The sequence below is a fragment of the Finegoldia sp. genome (assembly GCF_046991905.1).
Taxonomy (GTDB): Bacteria; Bacillota; Clostridia; order Tissierellales; family Peptoniphilaceae; genus Finegoldia.
Genome location: NZ_JBKWZF010000007.1, coordinates 1 through 12,747, shown reverse-complemented (window position 1 = coordinate 12,747; position 12,747 = coordinate 1). Strand labels below are relative to the sequence as shown.

Here is a 12,747-nt window from a genome sequence, read left to right as displayed (position 1 = left end):
TATGGAAACAATAAAATTATATGATGAAAATAATAATGAAAAAGAATTTAAAATAATCAATACATTTGGTATGGATGAAGATAATTATTGTATATTAGAAGATATATCAAATGGTGAGAATGTTATTTTGAAATATATTGAAAATGATGAACAAGTTGAATTCATTGGATTAGAGGATGAAAAAGAATTAAACGATGCCATCCAAGTCTATGAAGATTTAATGAATTCACAAAAGGAGCAATAATGAACATAGAAACATTGAAAACTAAACTAATCAATGCGGGATACAAAGTCACTAAACAGAGGGAAGTTATTTTTGAAGCATTGTTAGAAAATATGGATTCACACTTATCTCCGGAAGAATTAAACGAGATAGTTAGTAAAAAAGATCCGGAAATAGGTATAGCTACGGTTTATAGAACTTTATTGATTTTTGAAGAACTAAACTTAGTTTATAAGTTAGATTTTGATGATAAAAGATACAGATATGAATTAGTTGATGAAGATGAGGATCATCATCACCACCATATTATATGCACAAATTGTGGTAAAGTGGATGAAGTTAAATACGATTTGTTAGAAGATATTGAAAAGCAAATTAGCAAGGATTACAACTTTGATATCCAAAACCACGATTTAAAGTTTTATGGAATATGTTCTGATTGCCAAGAAAAAATAAAAAATGAGGAGAAATAAATGGCAAAAAAGAATATTGATAAATTAAAAGTTATTCCACTAGGAGGACTTAACGAAATCGGAAAGAATATGACAGTAATTGAGTATAAAGACGATATTATTGTTGTAGACTGTGGGATGACATTTCCAGATGAAGAAATGTTGGGAGTAGATATAGTAATTCCAGATATTTCTTATCTTGAAAAAAACAAAGAAAAGATTAGAGGTATTGTAATCACTCATGGTCACGAAGACCATATTGGAGCAATCCCTTATGTATTAAAAAAATTAGATATTCCCGTTTATGGTACAAAACTTACTATGGGACTTTTAGAAAATAAAATATTGGAGCATAAATTAAGCCTAAAATCACTTCATACTGTTGATTACAGAAAATCTATTAAATTAGGTACATTTAGCGTAGAATTTGTGAAAGTTTGTCACTCAATTCCAGATGCTGCAAGTTTAGCTATAACAACACCTGTTGGAGTTTTATTCTTTACAGGAGATTTTAAGATAGATTATACTCCAATTGATAATAATAGAATGGATTTCGGTAGAATAGCAGCAATAGGTAACAAGGGAGTATTAGCACTTTTTGCAGATAGTACAAACGTTGAAAGGCAAGGCTATACTTTAAGCGAAAAAAGTGTTGGAAAAACATTTATTAATTTATTTGACGATGCACCTGCTAGAATTATTGTGGCGACCTTTGCTTCCAATGTTCATAGAATTCAACAAGTGATTTCTGCAGCGGAACATTTTAATAAAAGAGTAGCATTGTCTGGAAGATCGATGATTAACACTGTTAACGTCGCAAGAGAATTAGGATATATTAAGGTTAATGAAAAAACAATAATTGATATCAATGATATTAACAAATACAAACCTAATGAAATTGTGCTATTAACAACAGGTTCTCAAGGAGAACCTATGAGTGCAATGACAAGAATGGCAAATGGAACGCACAGAAAAGTTCATTTGGATCCTACTGATACAGTTATTTTATCTGCGACACCAATTCCTGGTAATGATAATCAAGTTAGCTCAGTTATCAATAAGTTGATGGAAATGGGAGTTAAGGTTATTTATTCATCATTAGCTGATGTTCACGTAAGTGGACATGCTTGTCAAGAAGAATTGAAGTTGATGCATTCTTTAGTAAAGCCTAAATTTTTTGTTCCACTTCACGGTGAAATGAGACATTTAAAATGTCATGCAAATTTGGCTTTGGATATGGGAATGAAAGAAAAAGATATAGTGATAGCAGATAATGGTAACACCATAGAATTTACAAGAAAAAGCATTAATTTAGTAGATACAAAGTTTGCAAGCAACATTCTAGTAGATGGACTAGGTGTAGGCGATGTTGGAAATGTTGTTTTAAGAGATAGAAGACACTTATCAGAAGATGGACTTATTGTAGTAGTAATTACGTTAGATGCAAGAAATAAAGAAGTTGTAGCAGGACCAGATATAATTTCAAGAGGATTTGTATATGTCAAAGAAAACAATGACTTAATGGAAGAATGTAAATCTGTTGTTCAAAAAGTTTTAGACGAGTGTTACACGAAAAATATTTATGATTGGTCTACTCTTAAACATAATATTAGAGAATCATTAAAGAAATTCTTATATCAAGAAATAAAAAGAAATCCAATGATATTGCCAGTAATTATGGAGGTATAATATGGAATATAAGAAAAAAGCTGAAGAATTAGCACAAATGTTAAATAATTCTTCAGAATTTCAAGAACTAAAAAAACTTCATAAGGAAGTTTATGAAAAAAGCGAAAGCAATAAGAATATGATAGATGATTTCAAAAAACATCTTTTTGAATATCAATTAAAGATTCAACAAACAGGAACAGAAGATCCTGAAGATATGAAAAAACTACAAAGTTTACAAAACATAATAATGACCAATCACGAAATAGCAGCTTATTTGCAAGCTGATGCAAGATTTTCTATGATTTTAAAAGATGTGTATGATGCATTAGAAAGTGGCATAAGATTAGAAGATGAATAGTATTGTAAATGAACAACTACAAGATTATTTGAGACAACTATCTAAAAGCAACGATGAGACTATTTTAGAATTAGAAAAATTTGCTAAAGATAATCATATACCAATTGTTGAGCCTGAAGTTAGACAATTGTTAAAGATGATTTTATTAATGGAACAACCAAAATCTATTTTAGAAATTGGCACAGCTATTGGTTATAGTTCAATTATTATGAAAAAAACATGTCCCGATGCGAAGATTACCACAGTTGAAAACTACGAAAAAAATGAGAATTTTGCTAGAGAAAACTTCAAAAAATATGGCTATGATGATATTAACTTAATTTTTGGAGATGGATATGAAGTAATGAAAAATTTAACTACAAAATTTGATTTGATATTTATTGATGCTGCAAAAGGACAATATATTAAATATTTTGAAGAAGCTGTTCGATTGTCTAATCAAAATTCTGTTATTGTATGCGATAATGTTTTGTTTAGAGGAATGGTATGTGAGAAAGAATTCTATGAACATAGACACAGAAAAATCACAATAGTTAAGAGATTACGTGAGTTTTTAGAAATTATATCTGACAGTTCAAAATACGATACAACTATAATACCAATAGACGATGGAATGAGTATAACTAAATTAAAATAGAAAAAGTCGGAAGTCAATGATTTCCGGCTATTTTTGAGGAGATTAAATGAAAAAAGTTGAATTATTAGCACCAGCAGGTGATTTGGATAAATTAAAAACAGCCATTGATTATGGCGCAGATGCGGTGTATATGGCAGGTCCAGATTATGGATTGAGAACTGCTTCTAAAAATTTCACATTGGACGATATGAAAGAAGCGGTTGAATACGCTCATAGTAGAGGCAAAAAAATATATATAACTATGAACATATTAGCCCACAATGAAGATTTGGAAGGAATTGAAGAATACATTCAAAATTTGATAGATTTAAAAGTGGATGCATTGATAGTTTCTGATCCGGGAATTTATTCTATTATTAGAAGTATAAATCAAGATATTGAAGTTCACATGTCTACACAAGCTTCAGTGACAAATTTTAGAACTGTAAAATATTGGATGGATCAAGGTATAAAAAGAATTGTACTGGCACGTGAATTATCTTTAAAAGAAATTCAAGATATCAAAAAAAATATTCCTGATTGTGAATTAGAATGTTTCGTTCACGGAGCGATGTGCATGTCTTATTCGGGAAGATGCCTATTAAGTAACTACATGACTGGTAGAGATGCAAACAGAGGCGACTGTGCACAAGCTTGCAGATGGAAATATAGATTAGTTGAAGAAAAAAGACCTGGGGAATATTTTCCAATAGAAGAAGATGATAGGGGAACTTTTATCTTCAATTCAAAAGATTTGTGCATGATTGAACACTTGGATAAATTGATAGAATATGGTGTGGATAGTTTGAAGATTGAAGGTAGAGTTAAAAGCCAATATTATGTTGCTACTGTAGTTAGAAGTTACAGAATTGCCATAGATAAATATTACAATAATGAATTTGACGAATCTATAGCTAAACGTCTTTTAGATGAAATCAAAAAGGTTTCTTATAGGGATTTTACTACGGGATTTTTTGAAAAGAAACCAGATGAAAATGATCAATTGTATGAATCATCATCATACATTAGAAAATATGATTTTGTTGGTTTATTATTGGATTACAATGAAGAAACTAAAATTGCAACTTTTGAGCAAAGGAACAGAGTCTTCAAAGGCGATGAAGTGGAAATATTTGGACCAGAGGATGGATTTATAACTACCAAAATCGACACTTTGTATGATGAAAATATGAAGGAAATTGAAGTAGCTAATAAAGCACAACAAATATTTAAAATTAAGATTGACGAAAAGCTTCAACCGAACTCAATGATGAGAAAAAAGAGCGATAATTAATTTTGGAATGTAAATTATACTGTGATATAATCAGAATATGAAAACGAAGCGATTAAACAAAAAAGAAATTTTTATAATTTGTATTTCTGTTTTAGTATTGGTATTTATTGTTCACAATTTAGTGGGTTTTTTCTTTAAAAAAAATCTATATCTTGTGAATGATATTTCCAAAATTAAAAACGAAATCAATGTAAATGCCCTTGTGTTAAAAGACGAGTACATTTATTTGAACGATGTGGAAACAAAAGTAGCTGAGAAAGTAAAGTATCCAGTAGGTTCAAATGTAATAAACATTCCAAAAGAAGTTAATTTACAGATGAGTACAAAATATATTGATGATAAACTCAATGATTTGGAAATAAATCATAGTGACAAAACTACAAAAAATTTTGAAATTAAAGATACAGATATAAAAACTTTGTCTAATTCTATTAGAAACAGAAATTTTGATGATAAGTTTTTGGTAGAGTACGATAAAAAGAAAAATATCACAGAAGAAGAGTATTTTCATTTAAAAAAAGAGTTAGAAATACTAAAAGAGGTTTTAAACTCAAAGTCTACAACTGTTAAAACGACTGTTAGTGGAGTGATAAACAGCGATGTTGATAATTATGAGAACTTAGTAGGTTACAATTCTTCAAATATTATCGGAAATGATTTTTATTTAAGAGATTTAGATGAAAATTATAGCATGAAGGGCTTATCTATTGTAGATAGTATGAATTTGTCACTTTTGTTTGATGTCGAAAGTTCTAAGTTCAACAGAAACTTGAAGGCTAATGATGAGATAGAAATTACATTTGGGAAAAACAATTATTCAGCTCACATCAAGGATATTAAACAAAATGATGGTATCATAACTATAGTTTGTGATATGAATGATGGTATTAATGATTTGATAAACAAAAGATTTATTCCTATAACTGTAATCGACAAGAAAACAAAGGTATTCAAAATACCGAAGAAATCAATTCTTACAAAAGATTCGATAGAAGGTGTTTACATCAAAAAAGAAACAGGAATAATTAAATTTGTAGCAGTTAAAGTTTTGAAAGCTGATGATAAATTTGCATATGTTTCAACGGGTACTGATGGAGAGATTGATGTTAATAACAGAAAAGTAAAAACGTTGGAGTTGTACGATTACATCGTCAAAAATCCAAGGTTTGTTAAAGAGGGGGAACTTTTAAAATAATGAGTATCAAAGATAATCTTAATGAAATTAATGATAACTTAAAAAAATTTGCATCACACGGAGAAAAGCCACAACTTATTGCAGTTACTAAAACTGTGGATATTGAAAGAATCAGAGAAGCTATCGATTGTGGAGTAACTGATATTGGTGAGAACAAACCACAAGAAATGAGCTGGAAATACGATGAATTAAAAGATAGTGTTAATTATCATATGATAGGCCATTTACAATCTAATAAAGTAAAGGATGTAGTTGGTAAAGCATGTCTAATTCATTCATTGGATAGAATGAGTGTTTTGAAAGAAATCGAAAAAAGAGCTTCTGCAATTAATAAACCACAAGATTGTTTAATTCAATTAAATGTTGCAGAAGAAGAACAAAAATCTGGCTTGTATTTAGATGATTTGGATTCTTTTATTGAAGAAATTGAAAAGTATGAATATGTAAAAGTTAAAGGATTAATGAGTATAGCTCCATTTGCCGAAGATCCAGAAGAAATAAGATGGGTTTTCAAGAAAATGAGAGAAATTTATGATAAAATAAAAAATACAGAATACAAAAATATAGAAATGAAATACTTATCTATGGGTATGAGTCACGATTACAAAGTTGCACTTGAAGAAGGAAGCAATATGGTAAGAGTGGGAAGCTTTATTTTTGGTAAAAGAAATTATAATTAGGAGGACATTATGTCATTTATGAATTCATTTAAAAAATTAGTAGGGGTAGAGGACGATTACGACGAATATTACGATGACCAATACTATTATGATGAATCAGATCATGTTGAATCTGAATCAAATGATTACGAACAAAAAACAAATTACGAAACTAAAAACAATATAGTAAGCATGAACAATTCTGCAACTAAACCTGTGGAATCAAAACCTTTAAATAGAGTTAAAATTAATATTCATGAACCAATTAGTTTCGATGATGCACCAAAAGTAATAGATGTTATCTTAAAAAATGAAGTCGCTGTATTGAATATTGAAATGCTTGAAAAAGATGTAAAACAAAGAATATTTGATTTTGTAAGTGGAGCTATTTACTCTCTTGATGGTAAAATGCAAAAAGTAACTAAGGATATTTTCGTTCTGGTTCCAAAAGGAGTAGAAATCGACGGTAAAATCAAAGATCAAATTACAAAAAATAATGGATTTTTCCAATTATGATAAATGGATTTAGTATTGTAAATTTTTTCTTAACGATTTTCAAGTTGATTGAATGGTCAATCTTTATTAGAGTTATTATATCAATATTAAATGTACCAAGGAATAATTCTCTTGTAGATTCATTTTATTTAATCACTGATTATATAATGTATCCAGCTAAGAAATTACTTAATGTATTAGGATTTGACAGGGGAATTATAGATTGGTCTCCACTAGTCACATTATTATTTCTTCAAATAATTGAATCTTTAATAATAGGATTGATTTAATATGAGTTATGAATTAAATTACATTCAAGATATAGAAATTAAAAAGACTATCGATAGATTTATTGATAGTCTTATTTCAGTTAAAAGGACAAAAACTATTTATGTAACTGATTTTATGAATCCTAAAGAAATAGAGTATGCTATTTCGATATTAAACACTGAAAATGATGTAGATTATAAGGTTACAAATTGCCCAATTAACTGCGAAAATAGTGTTATTATAATGTGGGATAGATATTGTTACTCAGAAGAGTATATCAATATTTATGATTATATTGGAATTCTTGAAATTCAGACAGAACAAGAAATATCTCATAGGGATATTTTAGGAGCAGTGTTAAATTTAGGTATTAATAGAGAAAAAATCGGAGATATTTTTATGCATAATGGAAAGTTTTATGTGTGTGCTACAAATACGATGGTTAATTTTTTGAATTTAAATTTGACGAAGATAAAAAAATTTAACATTTATACATCTATAATTGATGAAAATATTCAAAAAGATGATGAAAAGTACGAATCATTTACTGGTATTATTAACTCAGAACGATTGGATTGTTTTGTTTCTGAAATGGCAAATATTTCAAGAAAAGATGCTCAAATTATGATCAAAAACAAGAAAATTAAACTTGATTACGAGGTTATAACTAATACTAGCAAATCAGTAAAAGAAAATTCTCTTGTTTCTATCAGAGGATATGGGAGATTCAGATTCCAGGAATTTTTGGGAAGTACAAAAAAAGATAAAATGAGAATTAAATATATAAAATACATTTAGGAGTAAATATGGTTACTATTTTAATGATGATTTTGGTAATTGGCTTGGATAATTTAACAAAATACATGGCGATTTCTCTAAAAAGTGGAGACATTGTTATATTTGACAAATTTTTGAAGCTAACATACCTTGAAAATAGAGGGGCAGCATTTGGAATTCTTGAAAACAAGAAAATGATATTGATGATAATAACATTGTTGATTATTGGATGTGTTATTGTGTATATATTCAAAAATTATAAAAGTTTGATGAGTTTTGAAAAAGTAATATACGGGCTACTTCTCGGAGGAGCATTGGGAAATCTTATCGACAGGATTTTCAGAGGTTATGTTATAGATTTTATTTCTGTAAGATTACCATTTAACTATGATTTCCCTGTGTTCAATGTGGCAGATATAGCTGTTGTTGTGTCATGTATATTGCTTGTGATATTTAGTTTAAAAGGAAAGAATTAATGAGTGTAAATATAGGAAATAGTTGGGATGAATTATTGAAAGATGAGTGGGACAAAGATTACTACAAAAAGATTAGGGAAGTTTTAATTCACGACTATAAAAATTACAAAGTATATCCAGATATGAATTATATTTTTGAAGCGTTAAGATTAGTTCCATTTGAAGATTGTAAGGTTGTGATTTTAGGGCAAGATCCATATCACAATCCTAATCAAGCTCATGGACTTAGTTTCTCTGTAAAACCAAACGTTAAAACGCCACCTTCATTGATTAATATCTACAAGGAATTGCAAAATGAATTTGGTTATCCAATTCCAAATAATGGATATTTAATGAAATGGGCCAAGCAAGGAGTTTTATTATTAAATACTTCCCTTACAGTAATTGAGAACAAACCAAATTCTCATTCAAAAATTGGATGGCAAATTTTAACCGATAAAATTATCGAATTATTAGGAAATTCAAACAGACCTATAGTATTTATATTGTGGGGAAACAATGCAAGAATGAAAAAAGATTTAATCAAAAGCAAGGATGCTCTTATTTTAGAATCTCCACATCCTTCTCCTTTCTCAGCGAATAGAGGGTTTTTTGGATGTAACCATTTCATAAAAACCAACGATTATTTGAAAGACAATGGACTTGAACCAATTGACTGGAAGATTGAAAATATATGATATACGAATTTTTAATTGACGATTCTAATCAAAATACTAGATTAGATGTTTTCCTAGCTAATGAAATGGAATTATCTAGAAGCGAAATTCAGAAATTTATTGAAGATAAAAAAGTTTTGGTTAATGATAAAGCTCAGAAGAAAAACTACAAGTTAAACTCAAACGATAAAATCAAATTCGATTATGAAAAAGAAGATAAGACCATAAGAGCACAAAAACACGATTTGGATGTGGTGTATGAGGATGAGTACTTAGCGGTTATTAATAAAGATAAAAATATTATAGTTCATCCAACAGAAACAATCTACTCTGATACTTTGGTTAATTATTTGATGTATAATTTTGATAATTTGAGTGATGTTGATGGAGATTATAGAAGGGGAATTGTTCACAGATTAGACAAGGATACCACTGGACTTATAATAATTGCAAAAGACAACGATACACATTTAAAACTTAAAGAAATTATAAAAAATCATGAAATTACAAAAACATATCTATGTATCGTACATGGGAAAATTGATGAAAGTGGTACAATTGAAAAACATATGACCAGAAATCCAAAAGATAGAAAAAAAATGATGATTTTCGATGAAGGAAAATTGTCCATTTCTTACTACAAAAGATTGGATTATAATGAGGATTATTCGCTAGTCAAAGTTCAAATTAAAACGGGAAGAACCCACCAAATAAGAGTCCACATGAATTATATTCATCATCCTATTTTAGGAGATAAACTATATGGATTAAAAAAAGAAAAAATCTTATTGAATAGTCAAGTTCTTCATGCATACAATCTTCAGTTCATTCATCCACAAACTCATGAAAAAATAAATGTGATAGGGAAATTAAAACCAGATTTTATCACAGCTCTCAACAAAACAAAACTAGATTACACAAAAATACCTTCTAAGTTATAACTTAGAAGGTTGTTTTTTATACTTCTGATAGTTCGTCTCCCAAATCTTTGTTACTAAAATAAATACTTAGCAGATTTGGACCGATATGAGCGCCTATAACACATCCTAACGGATATTTTACTATTTTTTTGAACTCGTAATCTTCTTTTATTTTTTCGATTAATAAATCTGCTTCATCTTCATTTTCACCATAGCAAACATAAAGAGTTTGATTCAAATTAACATCGTTGTTACATTTTTCAGCCATTAAGTTTTTGATTTTAGCAAAAGCTTGTTTTTCGCCACGTGCTTTTTCAACAACGTATAGGCTACCATCATTTTTATCCACACTCATTATTGGTCTTATATTTAATAATGAACCCATTACTTTTTGAGTCTTGGATAATCTTCCTCCACGATACAAATACTCTAAATTAGTAACAGTAAATATGTGTTCTTGTGAAGCAAAAATCTCATCTAAATTTTCATCTAATTCTTTAAATGTATAATTCAACTCAACAAGTTTAAGAGCCTTATTAATAACGGAAGTTTCTCCAGCGCAAGCACAAAGAGAATCCTTAACCATTATCTTATAGTCTTTGTTTTCTTCTAATAATGCGTTCATTGCCATTGTAGCAGTTTGAAATGTACTTGTTAATCCACTGGATAATGTTATACATATTACATCATTTCCTTGTTCTAATTCTGTTTTAAAATTTTCATAATAAACTTTGTATGGAACTTGACTTGTTTTAAAAACTTCGCCATTTTTCATTCTAGAAAACATATCGTTAGAATTAATTGTTTTTCCTTCTATGTATTCTTTATCAGAGCTAATAACTGGCATATCAAGTATAATTAAATTTTCGTTTTCATTTGAGCCTGCAAGTTGACAAGCAGAGTCAGTTATAATTTTTATAGACATTCTTACCTCCAGATAAGTTTTTGTTTTAATAATTGGTGCTGTTGAGAGGGATCGAACCTCCGACCTATTGATTACGAATCAATTGCTCTACCAACTGAGCCACAACAGCATATATATTTATTATAAGCTTAAGAATACAATAATTCAAGATTATTATAATAATGAAAATCAATGGGAAATTTCTAAAAACTGTGATAAAATACTATTCATATTCTAGGAGGCAGAATGAAAAACAAAAAAATAATGAAAAAAAGAGTCGGAATCTTCATACTTATGATAGTTTTCTGTGCATGCTTAATCATAAATTATTCTGGAAATTATTTTTCTTTTTCCAAACAAATCACACATGAAAAAAGTGAATTAAAAGATAATGAAATGAAAACATTAAACAAATTACAAGAAGATTTGAAAGAATTTAAAAAAGTGGGTGCTCTTAAAATAACTGAAGAGAACATATTTTATCCAACTCATAAATCTCAAATATCTGAACGAATGCTAGAAGTTGCATTAGAAGGAACTGATTTAAAGGGAAATGCACATTCATTTATAAAAGTAGAAAAGAAATACGGAGTTAACGCGTTATATCTATTAGCTATAGCAAACCACGAATCTGATTTTGGACAAAGCAGAATAGCAAAGGACAAAAATAATTTATTCGGGTTTAATGCTGTCGATTCCAATCCATACAATGGAGCTAGCCAGTACGATTCATTAGATGAGGGAATACAAGATATCGGCAAGAAGATTAAGATATTGTATCTTAGTGATAACGGAAAGTATTTTAAAGGATATAATTCTTATGCTATGAACCAAAACTATGCAAGTGACAAAAATTGGGGAGAAAAAGTAAACAATCACATGATTCTAATAGCTGAGAAAATATTATCTAGCTATAAATAAAAAAGGTGATATTAAAAAATGAAAAAATTTCTTATAGGATTATTAATAATAGTATCATTGTCGAGTTGTGATAAATTAATTCAAACACAAAATCAAAATAATTTATATGAAGTAGTTCGAGTAGTTGATGGAGATACAGTAATATTAAATATAGATGGAAAGAAAACAAGAGTAAGACTAATTGGTATTGATACACCAGAAAGCGTGGCAATGGATGAAAGGCGTAATGTTAAACAGGGTAAAACAGCAAGTGAATATACGAAACAATTATTAGAAAATAAAAAAGTTCGATTAGAATACGATGATGAAAAATAAGATGTTTACGACAGAAAACTTGGATATTTGTTCTTAGATGATGAATTTATAAACGAGAAATTGTTGAAAGAAGGTATGGCAAAATTATATACCAAAACAACGAATCAAAAATACTTAGAAAGATTAAAAAAAGCAGAACAATATGCAAGAGATAACAAAAAAGGTTTCTGGAAAGATTTTTATGTAAATGATCCAAATTTATATATAAAATACACAGACTCTAAAGGAAGAGGAATGATTAAAGGAAATATCAACAAAAAAGGATTTAAGATATATCATATGCCTAATCAAGAAAGTTATAAAGATGTTAAAATTAATTTAAAAAAAGGAGAAAAATATTTTGCAACAGAAAAGGAAGCACAAGACGAAGGATTTTCCAAGGCTTCAAAATAATACTTGCAAAATTCAATACACGATGCTATAATAATAAAGTCAAGTTTGCTTGAAAAATATTTTACAAAAGCTTGACAAACATATTTTAGTATGGTATACTTATAAAGTAGTCAATTGAGGCTATGGTGGATGTAGCCTAGTTGGTTAGGGCG

General features: G+C 28.7%; 16 protein-coding genes, 1 tRNA gene and 1 pseudogene. 16 read left to right on the top strand and 2 right to left on the bottom strand.

Features of this window, described 5'->3' with window-relative positions; genetic code table 11:
* Nucleotide 1 precedes the first annotated feature (1 nt).
* From ACLUJM_RS04415 to ACLUJM_RS04350, 14 genes are read left to right on the top strand one after another with little or no spacing between them, the layout of a single operon-like run.
* Entirely contained in the window at nt 2-244 is a 243-nt protein-coding gene (locus tag ACLUJM_RS04415; protein WP_412412292.1) for a DUF1292 domain-containing protein, read from the top strand.
* Nucleotides 244-696, top strand: a complete 453-nt coding sequence (locus tag ACLUJM_RS04410) for a Fur family transcriptional regulator (RefSeq protein ID WP_110058108.1) — start codon at nt 244-246, stop codon at nt 694-696. The genes ACLUJM_RS04415 and ACLUJM_RS04410 overlap by 1 nt, the downstream gene beginning before the upstream one ends.
* A complete protein-coding gene (locus tag ACLUJM_RS04405) occupies nt 697-2,364 on the top strand; it encodes a ribonuclease J (protein ID WP_412412291.1) in 1,668 nt (555 codons plus the stop codon). It begins immediately after the preceding gene.
* A gap of 1 nt (nt 2,365) precedes the next feature.
* Nucleotides 2,366-2,704: a YlbF family regulator gene (locus tag ACLUJM_RS04400; RefSeq protein ID WP_412412290.1), complete on the top strand. Its 339-nt coding sequence runs from the start codon at nt 2,366-2,368 to the stop codon at nt 2,702-2,704.
* Entirely contained in the window at nt 2,697-3,341 is a 645-nt protein-coding gene (locus ACLUJM_RS04395) for an O-methyltransferase (RefSeq protein ID WP_412412289.1), read from the top strand. The genes ACLUJM_RS04400 and ACLUJM_RS04395 overlap by 8 nt, the downstream gene beginning before the upstream one ends.
* A gap of 46 nt (nt 3,342-3,387) precedes the next feature.
* On the top strand, nt 3,388-4,614 hold the full coding sequence (locus ACLUJM_RS04390; protein ID WP_412412288.1) for a peptidase U32 family protein: 1,227 nt from the start codon (nt 3,388-3,390) through the stop codon (nt 4,612-4,614).
* A gap of 37 nt (nt 4,615-4,651) precedes the next feature.
* Nucleotides 4,652-5,809: an HlyD family efflux transporter periplasmic adaptor subunit gene (locus ACLUJM_RS04385; protein WP_294685693.1), complete on the top strand. Its 1,158-nt coding sequence runs from the start codon at nt 4,652-4,654 to the stop codon at nt 5,807-5,809.
* On the top strand, nt 5,809-6,489 hold the full coding sequence (locus ACLUJM_RS04380; protein WP_412412287.1) for a YggS family pyridoxal phosphate-dependent enzyme: 681 nt from the start codon (nt 5,809-5,811) through the stop codon (nt 6,487-6,489). The genes ACLUJM_RS04385 and ACLUJM_RS04380 overlap by 1 nt, the downstream gene beginning before the upstream one ends.
* A 9-nt stretch (nt 6,490-6,498) precedes the next feature.
* Nucleotides 6,499-6,984, top strand: a complete 486-nt coding sequence (locus ACLUJM_RS04375; protein ID WP_412412286.1) for a cell division protein SepF — start codon at nt 6,499-6,501, stop codon at nt 6,982-6,984.
* On the top strand, nt 6,981-7,253 hold the full coding sequence (locus ACLUJM_RS04370) for a YggT family protein (RefSeq protein ID WP_294685697.1): 273 nt from the start codon (nt 6,981-6,983) through the stop codon (nt 7,251-7,253). Before ACLUJM_RS04375 ends, ACLUJM_RS04370 begins: the two co-directional genes overlap by 4 nt.
* 1 nt (nt 7,254) lies before the next feature.
* Nucleotides 7,255-8,031 (top strand): YlmH/Sll1252 family protein, encoded by a 777-nt coding sequence (locus tag ACLUJM_RS04365; protein ID WP_412412285.1) that lies wholly within the window; start codon nt 7,255-7,257, stop codon nt 8,029-8,031.
* 8 nt (nt 8,032-8,039) lie between these two features.
* Nucleotides 8,040-8,486, top strand: coding sequence for a signal peptidase II (gene lspA, locus ACLUJM_RS04360; protein ID WP_412412284.1), 447 nt, complete (start codon nt 8,040-8,042; stop codon nt 8,484-8,486).
* Nucleotides 8,486-9,163, top strand: coding sequence for a uracil-DNA glycosylase (locus ACLUJM_RS04355; protein ID WP_412412283.1), 678 nt, complete (start codon nt 8,486-8,488; stop codon nt 9,161-9,163). Before lspA ends, ACLUJM_RS04355 begins: the two co-directional genes overlap by 1 nt.
* Nucleotides 9,160-10,083 carry an RluA family pseudouridine synthase gene (locus ACLUJM_RS04350; RefSeq protein ID WP_412412282.1) on the top strand — a complete coding sequence of 308 codons (924 nt, stop codon included), beginning with the start codon at nt 9,160-9,162 and terminating at the stop codon, nt 10,081-10,083. The genes ACLUJM_RS04355 and ACLUJM_RS04350 overlap by 4 nt, the downstream gene beginning before the upstream one ends.
* Nucleotides 10,084-10,099: 16 nt before the next feature.
* Here ACLUJM_RS04350 and ACLUJM_RS04345 read toward each other — a convergent pair whose 3' ends face one another.
* Nucleotides 10,100-10,987 carry a DegV family protein gene (locus tag ACLUJM_RS04345; protein ID WP_412412281.1) on the bottom strand — a complete coding sequence of 296 codons (888 nt, stop codon included), beginning with the start codon at nt 10,985-10,987 and terminating at the stop codon, nt 10,100-10,102.
* Nucleotides 10,988-11,020: 33 nt separating this feature from the next.
* Nucleotides 11,021-11,096: transfer RNA gene (locus ACLUJM_RS04340), tRNA-Thr, on the bottom strand.
* Between the two features lie 116 nt (nt 11,097-11,212).
* Here ACLUJM_RS04340 and ACLUJM_RS04335 point away from each other — a divergent pair.
* Together ACLUJM_RS04335 and ACLUJM_RS04330 are read left to right on the top strand one after the other, a co-directional pair.
* Nucleotides 11,213-11,887 (top strand): glucosaminidase domain-containing protein, encoded by a 675-nt coding sequence (locus tag ACLUJM_RS04335; RefSeq protein WP_294685705.1) that lies wholly within the window; start codon nt 11,213-11,215, stop codon nt 11,885-11,887.
* Nucleotides 11,888-11,905: 18 nt separating this feature from the next.
* A pseudogene (locus tag ACLUJM_RS04330) lies at nt 11,906-12,595 on the top strand (thermonuclease family protein).
* The last annotated feature ends 152 nt before the right edge of the window (nt 12,596-12,747 follow it).